Source organism: Streptomyces sp. NPDC046308, from assembly GCF_055588065.1.
In genome coordinates this window covers 317,201-333,663 of record NZ_JBVJFB010000006.1, presented here as the reverse complement: position 1 = coordinate 333,663, position 16,463 = coordinate 317,201, and the positions used below count along the sequence as shown (strand labels likewise).

Annotated in this window: 14 protein-coding genes; 10 read left to right on the top strand and 4 right to left on the bottom strand. The window is 73.1% G+C overall.

Annotated features, from left to right (window positions below; all coding sequences use genetic code 11):
- The first annotated feature begins 641 nt into the window (after positions 1–641).
- Positions 642–1,946: a hypothetical protein gene (locus ACZ6JT_RS24975; protein WP_469212992.1), complete on the top strand. Its 1,305-nt coding sequence runs from the start codon at positions 642–644 to the stop codon at positions 1,944–1,946.
- 3 nt (positions 1,947–1,949) lie between these two features.
- Here the strand turns inward: ACZ6JT_RS24975 and ACZ6JT_RS24970 are convergent, their stop codons facing one another.
- On the bottom strand, positions 1,950–3,239 hold the full coding sequence (locus tag ACZ6JT_RS24970) for an ABC transporter substrate-binding protein (RefSeq protein WP_469213286.1): 1,290 nt from the start codon (positions 3,237–3,239) through the stop codon (positions 1,950–1,952).
- Positions 3,240–3,437: 198 nt separating this feature from the next.
- Here ACZ6JT_RS24970 and ACZ6JT_RS24965 point away from each other — a divergent pair, with 198 nt between their 5' ends.
- Both ACZ6JT_RS24965 and purU read left to right on the top strand, forming a co-directional pair.
- A complete protein-coding gene (locus tag ACZ6JT_RS24965) occupies positions 3,438–3,884 on the top strand; it encodes an SCO4402 family protein (RefSeq protein ID WP_385817084.1) in 447 nt (148 codons plus the stop codon).
- A 14-nt stretch (positions 3,885–3,898) separates the two neighbouring features.
- Positions 3,899–4,783, top strand: a complete 885-nt coding sequence (gene purU / locus ACZ6JT_RS24960; protein ID WP_469212991.1) for a formyltetrahydrofolate deformylase — start codon at positions 3,899–3,901, stop codon at positions 4,781–4,783.
- A gap of 394 nt (positions 4,784–5,177) precedes the next feature.
- On the opposite strand, the gene ACZ6JT_RS24955 is transcribed toward purU, so the two are convergent.
- Entirely contained in the window at positions 5,178–5,696 is a 519-nt protein-coding gene (locus ACZ6JT_RS24955; protein ID WP_469212988.1) for an EF-hand domain-containing protein, read from the bottom strand.
- Positions 5,697–5,998: 302 nt separating this feature from the next.
- On the opposite strand from ACZ6JT_RS24955, the gene ACZ6JT_RS24950 reads away from it, so the two are divergent.
- Together ACZ6JT_RS24950 and ACZ6JT_RS24945 are read left to right on the top strand one after the other, a co-directional pair.
- On the top strand, positions 5,999–6,562 hold the full coding sequence (locus ACZ6JT_RS24950; protein WP_365473062.1) for a sigma-70 family RNA polymerase sigma factor: 564 nt from the start codon (positions 5,999–6,001) through the stop codon (positions 6,560–6,562).
- A complete protein-coding gene (locus ACZ6JT_RS24945; protein WP_469212987.1) occupies positions 6,559–7,845 on the top strand; it encodes a maleylpyruvate isomerase N-terminal domain-containing protein in 1,287 nt (428 codons plus the stop codon). The genes ACZ6JT_RS24950 and ACZ6JT_RS24945 overlap by 4 nt, the downstream gene beginning before the upstream one ends.
- 52 nt (positions 7,846–7,897) lie before the next feature.
- Here the strand turns inward: ACZ6JT_RS24945 and ACZ6JT_RS24940 are convergent, their stop codons facing one another.
- Positions 7,898–9,451, bottom strand: coding sequence for an AMP-binding protein (locus ACZ6JT_RS24940; protein ID WP_469212985.1), 1,554 nt, complete (start codon positions 9,449–9,451; stop codon positions 7,898–7,900).
- 145 nt (positions 9,452–9,596) lie between these two features.
- Here ACZ6JT_RS24940 and ACZ6JT_RS24935 point away from each other — a divergent pair, with 145 nt between their 5' ends.
- The 5 genes from ACZ6JT_RS24935 (at position 9,597) to ACZ6JT_RS24915 (ending at position 15,622) form a co-directional block, all read left to right on the top strand.
- Positions 9,597–10,790, top strand: a complete 1,194-nt coding sequence (locus ACZ6JT_RS24935; protein WP_469212984.1) for an amidohydrolase family protein — start codon at positions 9,597–9,599, stop codon at positions 10,788–10,790.
- A complete protein-coding gene (locus ACZ6JT_RS24930) occupies positions 10,790–11,944 on the top strand; it encodes an acyl-CoA dehydrogenase family protein (RefSeq protein ID WP_469212983.1) in 1,155 nt (384 codons plus the stop codon). Before ACZ6JT_RS24935 ends, ACZ6JT_RS24930 begins: the two co-directional genes overlap by 1 nt.
- 5 nt (positions 11,945–11,949) lie before the next feature.
- A complete protein-coding gene (locus ACZ6JT_RS24925; protein WP_469212981.1) occupies positions 11,950–12,858 on the top strand; it encodes an acyl-CoA dehydrogenase family protein in 909 nt (302 codons plus the stop codon).
- Between the two features lie 371 nt (positions 12,859–13,229).
- A complete protein-coding gene (locus ACZ6JT_RS24920; protein WP_469212979.1) occupies positions 13,230–13,694 on the top strand; it encodes an ATP-binding protein in 465 nt (154 codons plus the stop codon).
- Positions 13,695–13,981: 287 nt separating this feature from the next.
- Positions 13,982–15,622, top strand: coding sequence for an alpha/beta hydrolase (locus tag ACZ6JT_RS24915; RefSeq protein ID WP_469212978.1), 1,641 nt, complete (start codon positions 13,982–13,984; stop codon positions 15,620–15,622).
- 83 nt (positions 15,623–15,705) lie between these two features.
- On the opposite strand, the gene ACZ6JT_RS24910 is transcribed toward ACZ6JT_RS24915, so the two are convergent.
- Positions 15,706–16,395, bottom strand: coding sequence for a hypothetical protein (locus ACZ6JT_RS24910; protein WP_469212976.1), 690 nt, complete (start codon positions 16,393–16,395; stop codon positions 15,706–15,708).
- Positions 16,396–16,463: the final 68 nt, after the last annotated feature.

Sequence of the window (16,463 nt, the reverse complement as noted above, 5' to 3'; positions counted from 1 at the left end):
GTTTGAGGCGCGGGGGTCCGGGGGCGGCGCCCCCGCAACGGACCCGCACCCGGTCCACGGTCCGGTCACAGATCGGGGCTCCGCCCCGGACCCCGCGCCTCAAACGCCGGCGAGGCTGAATTTGGGGCTCCGCCCCGGACCCCGCGCCTCAAACGCCGGCGGGGCTGAGTTTGGGGCTCCGCCCCGGGCCCCGTGCCTCAGGCGCCGACGGGGCTGGGTTTGGGCTCCGGCCCGGGCCCCGTGCCTCAGGCGCCGGTGGGGCTGGGTTTGGGCTTCGCCCCGGGCCCCGTGCCTCAGGCGCCGGTGGGGCTGGGTTTGGGCTTCGCCCCGGGCCCCGTGCCTCAGGCGCCGGTGGGGCTGGGTTTGGGGCTCCGCCCCGGGCCCCGCGCCTCAAGCGCCGGCGAGGCTGGATTTGGGGCTTCGCCCGGGCCCCGCGCCTCAGAGGCCGGCGAGGCTGGGGGCAGGGCCGGGCTGGAGGGGGGCTGGGCTCCGGGCGCCGGGTATCAAGCGGGGGCGGGGGCGGGGGTGCTGGGAGGGTGGGGCTTCGGGGCAAACCCTGGCGAGGCTGGGTGCGGCGGTGCGTGACCGGGTAGCGTGACCGACGGTTCCGTAGGGTCGGGCGAGTCGGAGAAGGAGTCCCGGTGGCGCAGAGCGGACAAGGGGGTGCCCCCCAGCCGGGTGCCCCGTGGGGTCCGGACGAGGCGTCCGGGTATCCGGTGTACCCGGAGCAGCCGCAGCCCGGGCCCGCGTACGGGTACCCGCACGCGGCACCGGGACACGTGCTCGGGCCCGGCTACGAGGGGCCGGGCGCGCCGCACGGCTACGGGTACCCGCCGCTGCCCGAGGCCGCGACCCAATACATCCCGCCCGTGCCGGCGGCCTCCGCGCATGACGAGGCCGCGACGCAGTACATCCCGCCCGTGCCGGCGGCCTCCGCGCACGACGAGGCCGCGACGCAGTACATCCCGCCCGTACCGCCGGGGCCCGCGCATGACGAGGCCGCGACCCAGTACATCCCGCCCGTGCCGCCGGGGCCCGCGCACGACGAGGCCGCGACCCAGTACATCCCGCCCGTGCCGCCGGGGCCCGCCGACCGCGACCGCGGCGTCGGCGGCATCGAGGGGTTCGACGGGCTGTTCCGCGGCGATGACGGCTCCGCCGGGCACACCCAGCACCTGCCGCCCGTCCAGGAGCCCGTGCTGCGCCAGCCGCCGCCGCGCCCGTACCCGCCGCGCGCGCAGCGCCCCGTACCCCCCGTGCAGGCCCACCCGCAGCAGCAGTACGCCCCGCCCCCGCCCCCCGCGCCGGACGCACCCCGCAGGGTCTCGCCCGCCGTCATCGCCGCCGTGGTCATCGGCCTGGCAGTGGTCGGGCTCGGCGTCGGCTCGCTGCTCAGCGACGACAAGCCGCAGAACAACGACCCCGGCGCGGTGCCCGCCGCCCCGGCCGCGAGCGGCGCCTCCGCCGCCCCCGGCGGCGAGGCTCCCGTCGACCCGGCCCGCCCGCAGGCCGTCCAGCTGGACAAGCTCCTCGCGGACAGCAACGACAGCCGGGCCTCCGTGATCAAGGCCGTCGAGGACATCAAGGGCTGCAGCAACCTCGACCAGGCGGCCGCCGACCTGCGCGACGCGGCCCGCCAGCGCGAGGAACTCGTCACGCGCCTCCAGGAGCTGAAGCTGGACAAGCTCCCGGACAACGCCAAGCTGTCCGCGGCCCTCACCAAGGCCTGGCAGTCCTCCGCGGACGCCGACGACAGCTACGCCGCCTGGGCGGACGACGTGGACGACGACAAGTGCAAGGACGGCAAGGCCAAGTCGACCAAGAACGCCGCCGACGCCAACAAGTCGAGCGGCGAGGCGACCAAGGCCAAGGAGTCGGCCGCGACCATGTGGAACACGATCGCGGCCAAGTACGGCCTCACCAAGCGGGACAAGTCCCAGCTCTGAGCATCAGGCCGTCTGGGGCGCCTGCATCAGGGTCCGGGTCATGTCCAGGGGCGGCTCGCCGGGCTGCGCCACGAGCCGTCCGGCCTGGACGATCTGGAAGGTGACCTGGCCGTTGACGATGCGGGGGAAGCCGGCGACGGCGCGCATGTCCTGGTAGCGCCAGCTCAGGTCCGGGGTGAGGCCGCCGGTCCGCACGGGCTGGGCCTCGTTCAGCGCCCGCTTGACCATGCGGGCGGTGACGTTCTCGTCCTCCTTGAAGCGCTTCACGATCTCGCTCAGCACGGTGTACGCGATCCACGTGGTCTGCGCCCCGCTGTCGTCGGGGTCGACGTTGTCGTCGCCGAAGGCGTGCTCGGCGACCACGTTCCGCATCGGCGTCCAGAGCGGATCGGAACCCACCGGGTACCAGCTGGTGAGGTACGCGCCCTCGAAGGGGCTCTCCTTGCCGCCGGTGCGGTCCACCAGGGACTGGCTGACGCTGCCCAGGACGGACGAGATCTGCGGCTTCCTGCGCTGCGCGTCGGTCCGGCGGAAGGCGTCGAAGAAGGTCTCGGTGCGCTCGCCGAGGACGGCGGTGACGCAGCCCTTCTCCTTTTCCTTCTCCTTGCCGGCGCCGGTGGTGTGAGCCAGCGCCTCCCGGGCCTGCGGCCCGAAGTCCGCGGAGTCCTCGGCGGCCCGGATGTCGGCGGCGTCGGCCATCTTGTTGGCCCGCAGCCCGGCGTTGAGCAGGACCGGCAGGGCGTCGCCCGCGAGGGTGTCGGGGCGGACGAGGGCGACCTGGGCGCAGGCGCGGCTCAGCTGGTGGCCGGCGCCCGCGATGAGGACGGGCTGGCCGCCGTTGACGGGGTAGGAGAGCGGGGACTGGAACTCCTCGGAGGAGACCCCGTAGCCGCCGATGAAGGGGATGCCCTCCGCCTCCAGCGGGGCCATGAAGGCGCGTCCGTGCTGGCTGTACGAGCCGACGACGGCGACGGCCTTCTCGGCGGCGGCCTTGCGGGCGCAGTCGGCGGCGCCGGTGGGCGTGTTCTTCTCGTTGCAGGTCAGTACGCGCAGTTTGTGCCCGTTGATCCCGCCCTTGGAATTCACCCAGCGTTCGTACGCCTTCGCCATGCCCGTCATTCCCGGCATGTTGGTCGCCTTGGTGTCCTCCGGCGCGAAGGTCATGACCGTGATGGTCCCCCCGGAGCCCCCCGGGCCTCCGGGGAGCGCCCCGCATCCGGCGACGAGACAAGCACCCATCGCCGTGGCCACGAAGGTGCGGGACAGGGATGCGGCGCGTCGCGAGATGGTCATGTCCATGCACCATTCCCCCCCACAGGTAACTGTCGAGTGAGATGGACACAACACCGGGTGACGTCCAGGTGAATTGCGGGGGTGCGCTCTCCGCCGCAGGCGCCTGAAGATCGCGTTCGACCGGAACGTACGATCGAAAGCGTGACATTCGCCCAAGGTTCGAAGAACTCTTCCCGCCGCGGCGGCCGCTCCTCCACCATGGGCGGCATGCCCCTCAATGACATGCCGTGGTGGCGCTGGCGCGGCAACGTGCGCTCGGCGCTGCACATGCTCTCCGACCCGGCCTTCCACGAGGACACCTGGCTGACCGGCACCGATGGGTACGGGGACGTCACCGACGCCGTGTACCGGCTCGTCGAGGACACCTGGCTCGACAGTTGGTCGGCCGAGAAGTACGTCGGCACGATCTTCCGCGACTCGCAGGAGGCCGCCCTCGTCGACCTCGCGGTGCTGCGGGTGCTGCGCATCCTCCACCAGGTCGGGCCCGACGCCCCGGTCTCCGCCTACCTGGAGCACCACGCGTGGCCCGAGGCGGTACGTGCCGCCCGCGAGGCGCACGTACGGCTCGCGGAGGCGGACGGGGACGACCCGGACGTCCGGCCGACGTCGCTGGATGTGTTGAGGATCCTCACCCGCGCGGTGTGAAAGGCTGTGCGGTCATGAGCGACCCGCACAACGAGGCCCCGGCCCAGCCCCAGCCCCAGTACGTCCTGACCGTGTCCTGCCCCGACAAGCAGGGCATCGTGCACGCCGTGTCGAGCTACCTCTTCATGACCGGCTGCAACATCGTGGACAGCCAGCAGTTCGGAGACCGGGAGACCGGACTCTTCTTCATGCGGGTGCACTTCGAGGCCGAGCCCGCGGTGACCGTCGAGAAGCTGCGCGCCAGCTTCGCCGCGATCGGCGACTCGTTCAAGATGGACTGGCAGATCCACCGCTCCGAGGAGCGGATGCGGATCATCCTCATGGTGTCGAAGTTCGGCCACTGCCTCAACGACCTGCTCTTCCGCGCGAGCATCGGAGCCCTGCCGGTCGAGATCGCGGCCGTGGTCTCCAACCACACCGACTTCGCCGAGCTGGTCGCCTCGTACGACGTCCCGTTCGTGCACATCCCGGTGACGAAGGAGACGAAGGCGGCGGCGGAGGCGCAGCTGCTGGAGCTCGTGCGCGCGGAGAACGTCGAGCTGGTGGTGTTGGCGCGGTACATGCAGGTGCTGTCGGACAGCCTGTGCAAGGAGCTGAGCGGGCGGATCATCAACATCCACCACTCGTTCCTGCCGAGCTTCAAGGGCGCGAAGCCGTACCACCAGGCGCACGCGCGCGGTGTCAAGCTGATCGGCGCGACCGCGCACTACGTGACGGCGGACCTCGACGAGGGGCCGATCATCGAGCAGGAGGTCGAGCGGGTGGGCCACGAGGTGACCCCGGACCAGCTGGTGGCGGTGGGGCGGGACGTGGAGTGCCAGGCGCTCGCGCGCGCGGTGAAGTGGCACAGCGAGCACCGCGTCCTCCTGAACGGCTCCCGCACGGTCGTCTTCGCGTAACCGCACCGTTCAGCCCCTCCGGGGCCGCGCGAATCCGCCATGGCCGCAGATCCAGCCCCTCCGGCGTTTGAGGAGCGGGGTCTGGGGCGGCGCCCCAGGAGGCCGGGCCGCAGGCGCCGGACAACCGGGTGACAGGCAGTCGTGTCCGTGCGGCCCGGCCGCTGGGGGGGGGGGCCCCCCCACCCCCCCCCCCCCCCCACCCCCCACACCCTCCCCCCCCCCCCCCCCCCCCCCCCCCCCCCCCCCCCCCCCCCCCCCCCCCCCCCCCCCCCCCCCCCCCCCCCCCTGTTTACCACCATGCCGTTCTATTCCACCCCAACCCCGGGGACCCCCCCCCCCACCCCCCCCTCCCCAAACGCCGGAGGGGCTGCACTGGCGCGGCCCGCCGCAGGCGTCACGCGTCGGGGGCTTCGACCCCGCAGTACGACGCGAACGCCGTCAGGATCTCGTCCTCCGAGATGCGGCCGTCGCCGTCGGCGTCGAGGGCGGCGGCCAGCTGGGGGGCCAGGTCGGGCGGGGTGCCGAGGACGCGCAGGACGCGGGCGGCGGCCTGCGGGGTCGCCCCCGCGCCGTCCTCGTCCGCCACCGCGATCACGGCCCGCAGGAACGGCCGCGCGATCTCCGCGAACCGCTCCGGGTTGTCCCGCAGCCGCTTCGCCGCCCCGGTGATGAACTCCTCGCGGGACACCCGCTGGTCCCCGTCGACGTCCGCGATGCCGGCCATCCCCTGCCAGAACGCCTCCGCCCCCGCGAAGACGGCCTGGCCGCGGTCGGACCGGGCGGCGGTGCCGAATTCGGCCAGGACGGCCTTCGCGGCCGCGCTGAAGTCCTCCCGGTCGATGTACCCGGACCCGTCCTGGTCGAAAGTGGCGAATCGGGCGGCGATCTTGCGCTCGTATTCTGCGCTGTCCATGTTCGGCGTTCCGCCTTCACGTGTGCGATGGGGTTCAGTTCAAGACAAGGCAGGAGCGTAAGGCCTACGTGGCCAGCGCGTTAAGCGAAGTGGTCAAGGAGGCTGCCGCATCGAACCCGCGCACGGGGAGCGCGGTGGGGCGCGTACACCTGTCCCCATGTGCCGTCGGCCGGACCACCGTTCACGCCCCGCCACGCCCCTATCACGGAGGGCGCTCTTCCAGGGGGAGCTTCTTCCAAAACGGGCGCGAACCGCCGTGTGCCCACTACATTCGTTGGGTCGACACACGGCTGGGGGCAGTTATGCCGAAGGACGTACCACCGCGCTGGGACCGCCGCATGCAGCAACGCCTGGCCCGCGGCGAGGCCGCCGCGCTCGGAGAGCTGTACGACCGCTTCGCCTCGCTCGTGCACAGCCTGGCGCACCGGGTGCTGGGCGACGAGAAGGCGGCGGACCGGATCACCCGCGAGGTCTTCGGCTACATCTGGGAGAACCCGGACGCCTACGACCCCAAGCAGGGCTCCATGCGCTCCTGGGTCGCCCGGATCACCCAAGGTCAGGCGGTGGCCCGGCTGCGCCAGGCCGAACTGGGCCGGGGCTCCCGCGAGGAGCTGGAGCAGAAGGTGCGCAGCGCCAACGCGGCCGCCCGCGCGGACTACATCGTCACCTCCATGCCCGCGCCGCTGCGCGCCGCGCTCGAACTCGCGTACTTCCAGCGTCGCGACTACCGGCAGGCCGCCGCCGACCTGCAGATCAGCGAGGACGAGGCGCGCCGCCGGCTGCGGCTCGGCCTGCAGCTGCTGTCGACCGCCAACGCCCTCCCGCAGGAGGACACCGCCCGGTCCGGATACGGAACGCCCCGATGAACGGCCCCGCCGAGTCGCCCGACGACGGATACGAGCGTCCCGGCGGCCGGGCGCGGATACCGGGTCCGCGCGGAGCCGCCGACGACCTGGACCCGGGGTACGCGCCCCAACCGCCCCAGCCGCCGCGCACGCCGACGCCGGTGCCGGAGGCCGAGCCCGAGCCGTTCCCGGAGCCGGTGGCGCCGCCCTCGCACGCCGTACTGAAGTCCCTGCTCGGCGCGTGGGCGCTGGCGGCCTGTTCCGCCGAGGAGACGCAGGCGGTCGAGGACCACCTCACCGAGTGCGCACCCTGCGCGGAGGAGGCGTTGCGGCTGCGCGACGCGGTGGGGCTGCTGCACCCGGAGGAGCCCCTCGACCTGAAGCCGCTGCTGCGCTCGCGCGTCCTGGAGGACTGCCTGGGCAAGCGGCCGGCGCGCATCCCGGTCCCGGTGTGGGCGAGTCCGTACGACACCGAGACCGCGCGGCTGGACGCGCTGCTGCAGGACTTCGGGGACTCGGAGTGGCACACCCCGGTGCGGCTGAAGTGGTTCGAGGAGGAGCGGCGGCGCTCGCAGCGGACGACGGTGGCGGGGGTCATCGGCCATCTGATGACGGTGGACGGCCTGATCGCCAACGCGCTGGGGCTGGACGACCCGCTGGGTACGGACGCGCCGCCGGGCGGTCCGACCGCGCGGACGGAGCACTTCTGGAACGCGTCGGCGTACCCGACGACGCGGCAGGTCCGCGACCCGTGGCGGGAGCAGGGGCACACGCTGGTGCGTACGGTGTCCTTCGCCGGCCGGGGCGTCGCCGAGCTGGCCGTGGACTACGGGAACTTCGCGCTGCCGCTCGGGGACGCGTTCCTGGAGCGGGCCTTCGAGTGCTGGGTGCACGCGTGGGACATCGCGGAGGCGGTGGACTACCCGTACGAGCCGCCGTCCGGGCCGCACCTGCACGGGATGATCGACCTGGCGGCGCGGCTCCTGCCGGGCGCGCTGGCGCAGCGGCGGCGCGCGGGTCTGGCGGCCCCGGCGCGGGGCCTGGTCGCGGCGGGCGCGCCCGGGCGGACCCTGCACCTGGAGATCGAGGGCGCGGGTGGCGGCGGCTGGGACATCGCCCTGGACTCGCCGGGGGCGAAGCCGTCGCCGGAGCGCACGGTGGCGGAGATCGCCCTGGACGGCATCGAGTTCTGCCAGCTGGCGGCCGGCCACATCTCCCCGCAGGATGCGGCGGTGGGCCAGCACGGCGACCGCGAGGCGATCCGCGACGTCCTCTTCGCGGCGGCGTCCCTGAGCCGCCTGTAAGGGGGCGGGCCCCGCGGGCGAAGGTGCTCGTACAGGCGTCGCTCCGCAGGGTTCAGGCGTAGCGTTCGCGGAGTTTGTACTTGAGGATCTTGCGCAGGGCCTCGTTGCGGGGGAGGGAGTCCAGGAGCTCCAGCTGTTCCGGGAGCTTGTGGGTGGCCAGGCCTTCCGTGCGGAGGTACGCCGTCAGCTGGGGCAGCGTCAGGGGAGCCGCGCCCGGGCGCTGTTCGATCACCGCGCAGACGCGTTCGCCGCGGGCCGGGTCCGGGAGGCCGATGACCGCCACGTCCGCGACGGCCGGGAGGCGGTGGAGCAGGTCCTCGATCTCCTTCGCGGAGATGTTCTCGCCCTTGCGGATGATGACGTCCTTGCTGCGGCCGGTGAGGACCAGGTAGCCCTCGTGGGTGAGGTGGCCGAGGTCGCCCGTGATCAGGTAGCCGTCGGGGTCGAAGACCTCCGTCGACTGGTCGCGGTTCAGGTAGCCCTGGCAGACGGCCTCGCCCCGGAGCCGGACCTCGCCGTCCGTGTTCGGGGGGAGCGGGGTGCCGTCGGGGGCGGTGATGCGGATGGACATGCCCGCCGGGGGGCGGCCCTCGGTGGTCGCCAGGTGGTCGGGGGTGTCGTCCGGGGCGCCCATGGTGATCATCGGGACCTCGGTCATGCCGTAGCCGTGGGTCAGCTGGCAGCCCATCTCGCGGACGACGGCGTGGTAGATCTCCGGCGGCTTCGGGGCGCCGCCGCCGGCGAGCAGGCGGAGGGTGGGGATGAGCTTCGACGAGGGGTCCTTGCGCTGCTCGGTCAGGAACATCGAGTAGAAGGCGGTCGATCCCCCGGCCACGGTGACCCCGTGGCGTCGGTAGCCGTCCAGCGCGTCGGGCATCGCGAACTTCTCGAAGAGGACCGCGGGGAAGCCGTACAGGAGCAGCATCACCAGGTAGTCCGGGCCGCCTATGTGGGCGTACGGGAAGGCCATCGAGCCGACGTCGTACGGTTCCGGGCGCAGGGCGTGCGCGAGGCAGGAGCCGCCCGCGATGAGGGAGCGGTCGGTGTGCAGGACGCCCTTGGGGTCGGAGGTGGTGCCGGAGGTCCAGTAGATCCACCGGACGTCCGTGCCGGAGGCGGGCGGTGCGGGGAGTGCGGAGGGGTCGCCCCCCGGGAGGTCCGCGTAGGCCTCGAAGACGCCGCGGGCGCCGAGCCGCCGGGCCATCGCGGGGTGGTCGAAGCCGCGCCAGACCCCGGGGACGGCGAAGAACTCGGCCTTGGACTCGCGGAGTGCGAAGCCGACCTCGCGGTCGCGGTAGAAGGGGATGACGGGGCTCTGGACGGCGCCGATCCGGGCGAGGGCGACGGAGAGCAGGACGGTCTCGATGCGGGTGGGGAGCTGCCAGGCGACGACCGTGCCGGGGCGGACGCCCATGCCGTGGAGGCCGGCGGCGACGCGTTCGGAGCGGTCGCGCAGTTCCCCGAAGGTCAGCCGGCGGTCCTGCGCCGGGTCATCGGCCGCCTCGATCAGGACGGTGGCGTCCGGGGTCAGTGCGGCCCGGCGGGTGATCAGTTCCCACAGGGTGCGGGAGCGGCTCAGTTCTGTCGCGGTCGCGGTGTCCGTCATCCCAGACCTCCATAGCTGACGGATAGTCAGATCAAGCGGAGAGCGTAGGGCTCCGGCGCTTGTCGGTCCAGGGGTGGCGGGGCTAGCTTGTTTCTGACGATCCATCAGATTGGGATCGGATCGGCATCGGATTGGGGAGACGGCCATGGGACTGGAACTGCCTCGGATCATCAGCGTCGACGACCACGTGATCGAACCCGCACACCTCTTCGACGTCTGGTTGCCCGCCAAGTACCGCGACCGGGGACCCAAGCCGCTCACGGCCGGCATCGGCGAGCTGGCGTACACGGGCGGCAAGTACGTGATCACCATGGACCCCGACGGCCCACCGACCGACTGGTGGATCTACGAGGACCTGAAGTTCCCGTACAAGCGCAACATCGCCGCCGTCGGCTTCGACCGCGACGACATGACCCTGGAGGGGATCACCCGCGAGGAGATGCGCCGCGGCTGCTGGGACCCGAAGGCGCGCCTCGCCGACATGGACCTCAACCACGTCGAGGCCTCGCTGTGCTTCCCCACCTTCCCGCGCTTCTGCGGGCAGACCTTCGCCGAGGCCCACGACAAGGAGGTCGCCCTCGCCTGCGTGCGCGCCTACAACGACTGGATGGTCGAGGAGTGGTGCGGTGACAGCGGCGGCCGGCTGATCCCGCTGTGCATCATCCCGCTCTGGGACATCGACCTGGCGGTCGCGGAGATCCGGCGCAACGCCGCCCGCGGGGTGCGCGCCGTGACCTTCTCCGAGATCCCCACCCACCTGGGCCTGCCGTCGATCCACTCCGGCTACTGGGACCCCTTCTTCGCCGTCTGCCAGGAGACCGGCACGGTGGTCAACATGCACATCGGGTCCAGCTCCCAGATGCCCGCCGCGTCCCCCGACGCGCCGCCCGCCGTCCAGGCCTCGCTCAGCTTCAACAACGCCATGGCCTCGATGATGGACTTCCTCTTCAGCGGCGTCCTGGTGAGGTTCCCGACGCTCAAGCTCGCCTACAGCGAGGGCCAGATGGGCTGGATCCCGTACGCCCTGGAGCGCGCCGACGACGTCTGGGAGGAGCACCGGGCCTGGGGCGGGGTCCGCGACCTGATCCCCGAGCCGCCGTCCACCTACTACTACCGGCAGATCTTCTGCTGCTTCTTCCGCGACAAGCACGGGATCGCCTCGATCGACGTCGTCGGACGGGACAACGCCACCTTCGAGACCGACTACCCGCACGTGGACTCGACCTTCCCGCACACCAAGGAGGTCGCCCTCGACCACGTGCAGGGGCTCGACGAGGCGACGATCCACAAGCTGATGCGCGGCAACGCCATCCGCATGCTCGGCCTGGACCTCGTCTGATGGATCTGACCTGCACGGAGGAGGAAGAGGACTTCCGGGCCCGGCTGCGCGCGTGGCTCGGCAAGGTGCTGCCCGAGCTGCCCGCCAAGCCGTCCCCGGACGACTGGCCCGGACGGCGGGCGTACGACCTCGGCTGGCAGCGCCGGCTGTACGAGGCCGGGTACGCGGGCCTGCACTGGCCGGTGGACGCCGGCGGCCGCGGGGCCACCCCGACCCAGCACCTGATCTTCCTGGAGGAGACGGAGCGCGCCGGGGCCCCGTACGTCGGCGCGAACTTCGTCGGGCTGCTGCACGCCGGCCCGACGATCGCCGCCGAGGGCACGGCGGAGCAGCGGGCGCGCTGGCTGCCGCCCGTACTGCGCGGCGACGAGGTGTGGTGCCAGGGGTTCAGCGAGCCGGACGCGGGCTCGGACCTCGCCTCCCTGCGCACGCGGGCGGTCCGCGACGGCGACGACTACGTGGTCACCGGGTCGAAGATCTGGACCTCGCACGCGGAGGTCGCCGACTGGTGCGAGCTGCTGGTGCGGACCGATCCCGAGGCCCCCAAGCACCGGGGGATCTCCTGGCTGGCCATGCCGATGGACGCGCCGGGGGTCACCGTACGGCCGCTGCGCACGCTCGCCGGGTCGACCGAGTTCGCGGAGATGTTCCTCGACGAGGTGCGGATCCCGGTCGCGAACCGGGTCGGGGCCGAGAACGACGGCTGGCGCGTCACCATGGTGACGCTGTCCTTCGAGCGGGGCACCGCCTTCGTCGGCGAGGTCGTCGCCTGTCGGCGCACCCTGGGCGAGCTGGCCCGCACGGCGAAGGCGAACGGCCGCTGGGACGATCCGGTGCTGCGGCGCAGGCTGGGGCGGCTGTACGGGGAGTTCGGCGCGTTGTGGCGGCTCACCCAGTGGAACGTCAGCGAGTCGGAGGGCTCCGGCGGGGTCCCCGGCATCGGCGGCTCGGTCTTCAAGCTCGCCTACTCGCACGCGCGGCAGGAGCTGTACGACGTGGCGGCGCAGGTGCTGGGCGCCGCCTCCCTGTCGCTGGAGGAGGAGTGGACCCTGGAGCGGCTCTCCTCGCTCTCGTACACGATCGCGGCGGGCACCTCGCAGATCCAGCGGAACATCGTCGCCGAGCGGATCCTCGGCCTCCCGAAGGGCCGGTGAGGGGCATGCACTTCCAGCCGACCGAGGAGCAGCGGGACCTGCGGGCGGGCGTACGGGAGCTGCTGGCGGGGCGCTACGGGCGCGAGGCGCTGCGCGCCTCGGTGGACACGGGCGTCGCCGTGGACCGCGGGCTGTGGCGGGAGCTGGGCGAGGCGGGCTTCTTCGCGCTGCGGCTGCCGGAGTCGGCCGGCGGCGTCGGGCTCGGCCTCCCGGAGGCGGTGCTCGTCTTCGAGGAGGCCGGGCGGGCGCTGCTGCCGGGGCCGCTGGTGGCCACGCACCTGGCCGCCGGGGTGGTTCCGGGGGCGGCGGCGGGGGCGGCGGTGGTGACCGCCTTCGACCTGGCGGGCGGCCTGGTCGCGCACCTGGGCGAGGCGGACGCGGTGCTGGGGGAGCCGGGGGCGCAGGGGGTGCCGGCGGGTTCGCCGGTGCGCTCGGTGGATCCCCTGACGCCGCTGCACCGGGTGGAGTCGCCGCCGGGGGACGTGTCGGAGTACCGCTCCGCGGGCGCGCTGCTGACGGCGGCGCTGCAGGTCGGCAGCGCGCTGCGGACGGTGGAGCTGGCGGTCCGGTACGCGGGCGAGCGCGAGCAGTTCGGGCAGCCGATCGGGGCGTTCCAGGCGGTCAAGCACCTGTGCGCGCGGATGCTGGTGCGGGCCGAGGTGGCCCGTACGGCGGTTTACGCGGCGGCGGTGACGGGCGATCCGGGGGAGGTCGCGGCGGCCAAGCTGCTGGCGGACGAGGCGGCGGTGCGCGGTGCCCGGGACTGCCTGCAGGTGCACGGCGGGATGGGCTTCACGTGGGAGGCGGACGTGCACCTGCACCTGAAGCGGGCGTGGGTGCGGGCCGAGCAGTGGTGCACGGCGGGGGAGGCGGAGGAGCTGCTGGCGGCGGAGCTGCTGGACACGGCGCTCTAGGTCCTGATGGGCGAACCTTGCCGGTCACAGCACTGGCCGTACGCGGTCCGTGCGCGGGCGGCGCGGGGCACGGGAAGGACGACGCGGGACGCATGTCCGATTACAGAGAGTTGATATCGGTTTGTGTCCTTCGCCCCCGCCGTTACGGACCGGAGTCGGGGGCCTGCTCCGGTACGCTCCCACAGATGCGAGCGGTTGAGCGGCGCGAGCGTCGCACAGTATGCACCACGCCCACTCCTTCGCGCGGGAATATGCCCGAAGCGCTTGTTGTGGTGACTGTACGTCAACCATGCTGCTCCGCAAGGGGATCACGGTGGGTGATCCCATCCTGTCGCGAGGCGAAGTGTCCGCCGGTTCGGATGGTGTGAGCGGTGCAGGTGCTTCAGGTTCAGCTGGAGGTAGGAGCGGACCCAGCCGAGGTCGGGCGGGCCCGCCGATGGGCCCGGTCCCGGTTGGCCGGGTCGGGCATAGGGGATGACGAGCCGCTCGCCGAGACGCTGATCCTGTTGATCTCCGAGCTGGTCACCAACGCGGTCGTGCACACGGGCTGTCCGGCGGTGCTGCGCATGCTGTTCGGGGGGCCCGGGGTGCGGGTCGAGGTGGCCGACGCGAGCGACCGGGCGCCGGCCCGCCGGAAGGCGGCCGGGGACGACACCGGCGGGCGCGGCCTGGAGCTGGTGGACGGCCTGGCGGACCGCTGGGGCTGGCAGCCCGAGGGCGCGGGCAAACGTATCTGGTGCGAGATCGACCGCGCGGAGAAGGCGGCGTCGGACTGCGCCTCCGACGGCCCGTCGGAAGTTCACCCCCCGACACGGGAACCACGCTTGTACCTCTAACGAGGTGTTGACGTTCCGTCACATCTTGATCACCCTGGTGTGGAGCGATTCGACGCGAGGGGACGCCAAGGACACGCCTTGACGAGTGCGGGTCGCGGGGTGGCGGCCGCCGTGCCGCGCTCGGGGCGTGCATGCGCGCCGCCGCCACCCGCAGAACATGCCGGGCCTCCTCCTGGAGGAGGAGGCCGGACCGGGCCGCGGGGCCCGGGCGCCGGGGGAGGGCGGGACCCGCGACCTCGTGCCCGTGCCCGATGTGCCGTGTCGGGGCCGGTTCCTAGCCTCGGGGCATGCGATCACACGAAGCGGCCGATGTGCCGCCCGCCGCCGCCCGAACCCTCGGCACCGCCGCTCGTCGCGCGTCTTCCGTGGGCCTCGTCCTCGCCGCCTGCCTCGCAGCCATCCCCACCACGGCCGTCGCCGCCGGGGGCGCGTCCGTCGGGGCCGCGCCCCCGTCCGCGTCCGCCGCGAACCGTTCCGGCGAGGGGCTCGAGAGGTACTACCAGCAGCGGCCGGCCTGGGGCAGCTGCGTCACGGGCCCCGACGACACCACGGGCCCCGAGCTGGACAAGGCGGGTGTGCAGTGCGCGGACGTGACCGTGCCGCTGGACTACGCCGAACCCCGGGGCCGCACGATCAACGTGGCGATATCCCGGCTCAAGGCCACCGACACCCGTCACCGGATCGGCGCGATCCTGCTGAACACCGGCGGCCCCGGGGGCCCCGCCCGGGCCTACCCGCCGACGGCCCGCGCGGCGATGAAGGAGGTCGGGGCCCGCTACGACGTCGTCGGCTTCGACCCGCGCTTCGTCGGGCGCAGCACCCCGCTGGACTGCGGCTGGCCCCTCGGCATGACCTGGCTGTCGGCCGGCGCCGACCGGGCGGGCTTCGACCGGCAGGTCGCCCTGCAGAAGGGCCTGGCCGACAAGTGCCGGGCCACCGCTGCCTCCGTGCTCCCGCACATCAGCACCCGCAACACCGCCCGCGACATGGATGTCATCCGCGGCGCGCTCGGCGAGCGGAAGATCTCCTACCTGGGCTACTCCTACGGCACCTACCTGGGCACGGTCTACACCCAGATGTTCCCCGGCCGCCACGACCGCATGGTGCTCGACGGGGCGATCAACCCCGGCGACTACCGCCCCCGACTGCTGGAGGGCACGGAACGCGAGAACGAGGAGGCGCTGTCCGACTGGGCGGCCTGGGCGGCGGAGCGCCACGGCACCTACGGCCTCGGCCGCACCCGCGCCGAGGTGCTCGCCGCCGTCGACCGCGTCGTCGCGGCGGCCGCGCGCGGCCCGCTGACCATCGGTTCGGGCGCCGATGCCTTCCGGATCGACGACAGTCAGGTGCCGCTCCTGCTGTTCTCGGGCATCGCGGACGACACCGAGCCCGCGCGGGCGTCCTTCGGCGAGCTGCTGTCCGTACTGGTCGAGGCCGCGGGTGGGGCGCCCACCACGCTGCCCGCGGGGTTCGCCGCGGAGCTCCGGTACGCGCTGCGCGGGGAGGGCGAGCCCACGGGAGCGCAGTCCGCGATCATCTGCGGGGACGTGGCCGCCGGGCGCGATCCCGAGCAGTACTGGCGGGACATCGAGCGCAGCCGCGCCGCGCACCCCCTGTTCGGCCCGCTGACCCGCAACATCAATCCGTGCGCCTTCTGGGACGGGCCGCGCGAGGAGCCCACCCGGGTACGGCGGGACGCCTCCGTGCTGATCGTGGCCGCCACCGGCGATCCGCGCACCACGTACAAGGGCAGCGTCGAGCTGCGCCGGCAGCTGCCGAGTTCCAGGCTGCTCACTCTGGAGGGGGCGAACCGACATGCCCTCTACGGGAGTTACGCCAACGCCTGCGTGGACGACCAGGTCAACAGGTACCTGGCCACCGGCAGGCTGCCGGCGAAGGACCGGACCTGCGTCAAGGAGACCGGCTGAGGCGGGCGTGGGTCACAGCCCGGTCGGCGGCCACGACCGCCTGCTGCCCCGGGCGGCGGGCCGGGACAGCATGCGGACTGCCGCTAGCCGTCGGTGCAGATGACGTCGTACGGGCGGCCGATGGCGATGGTCAGTTCGATGGGGTCCGTGGTGCCGGAGGGGCACTCGGACTTCGTCTTGACGAGGCCGAGGACCTTCTGGGCGCCCGAGCCGCCGCAGGCGACCTCCTTGGCCTGGTTGGTCACGCAGTCGCCCTTCACCAGCTGGCCGCCGCCGGCGCCCGCGTCGCCGGGGTGGTCGTTCGACAGGTTGCGGCCGCAGACGGTGTTGGTGGGGATGCCGCTCGACTTGGAGCTGCCGTAGGAGATGCTCACGTCGATCATCAGGTCCGTGCCGGGCGGGCACTGGATCGCGCCCGGGAGGATGCTGGCCTCCTTGATGTCGATCGCCTTGAAGGTGGCCCCGGAGTCGGAGCACCCCGTCCGCTTGTACCCGTCGGGGGCCTTGGCCGGGTCGGGGCCGCCGCAGTCGCCGACCTTCCACGCGCTGGAGGTGTCGGAGGAGGACTCGGGGGAACCGGGGTCCTTGGCCGTGGGCTTGGCGGAGGGGGAGGCCGAGGTGGACGCCGACGGCTTGCCGTCGTCCTTGCGGAGCGTCTGCAGGGCGAAGTAGCCGCCGACGATGATCACGGCGAGGACGATGACGGCGACGACGTTGCCGCCCGAGCGGCGCCCGGGGGCGGGCGGCGGCGTTACCTGGTACGGGTTGGCCATGCGGACTTCTCCTGCGGGGAAGGGGGACGGGGGGTGGCGCGCGTACGGGGACGCGTCATGTCCACCTC

What these genes read in the sequence shown, in the direction of transcription:
- ACZ6JT_RS24970 (WP_469213286.1), bottom strand. Translation starts at nt 3,239, where the DNA reads ATGACCATCTCGCGACGCGCCGCATCCCTGTCCCGCACCTTCGTGGCC.
- ACZ6JT_RS24965 (WP_385817084.1), top strand. Translation starts at nt 3,438, where the DNA reads ATGGGCGGCATGCCCCTCAATGACATGCCGTGGTGGCGCTGGCGCGGC.
- purU (WP_469212991.1), top strand. Translation starts at nt 3,899, where the DNA reads ATGAGCGACCCGCACAACGAGGCCCCGGCCCAGCCCCAGCCCCAGTAC.
- ACZ6JT_RS24955 (WP_469212988.1), bottom strand. Translation starts at nt 5,696, where the DNA reads ATGGACAGCGCAGAATACGAGCGCAAGATCGCCGCCCGATTCGCCACT.
- ACZ6JT_RS24950 (WP_365473062.1), top strand. Translation starts at nt 5,999, where the DNA reads ATGCCGAAGGACGTACCACCGCGCTGGGACCGCCGCATGCAGCAACGC.
- ACZ6JT_RS24945 (WP_469212987.1), top strand. Translation starts at nt 6,559, where the DNA reads ATGAACGGCCCCGCCGAGTCGCCCGACGACGGATACGAGCGTCCCGGC.
- ACZ6JT_RS24940 (WP_469212985.1), bottom strand. Translation starts at nt 9,451, where the DNA reads ATGACGGACACCGCGACCGCGACAGAACTGAGCCGCTCCCGCACCCTG.
- ACZ6JT_RS24935 (WP_469212984.1), top strand. Translation starts at nt 9,597, where the DNA reads ATGGGACTGGAACTGCCTCGGATCATCAGCGTCGACGACCACGTGATC.
- ACZ6JT_RS24930 (WP_469212983.1), top strand. Translation starts at nt 10,790, where the DNA reads ATGGATCTGACCTGCACGGAGGAGGAAGAGGACTTCCGGGCCCGGCTG.
- ACZ6JT_RS24925 (WP_469212981.1), top strand. Translation starts at nt 11,950, where the DNA reads ATGCACTTCCAGCCGACCGAGGAGCAGCGGGACCTGCGGGCGGGCGTA.
- ACZ6JT_RS24915 (WP_469212978.1), top strand. Translation starts at nt 13,982, where the DNA reads ATGCGATCACACGAAGCGGCCGATGTGCCGCCCGCCGCCGCCCGAACC.
- ACZ6JT_RS24910 (WP_469212976.1), bottom strand. Translation starts at nt 16,395, where the DNA reads ATGGCCAACCCGTACCAGGTAACGCCGCCGCCCGCCCCCGGGCGCCGC.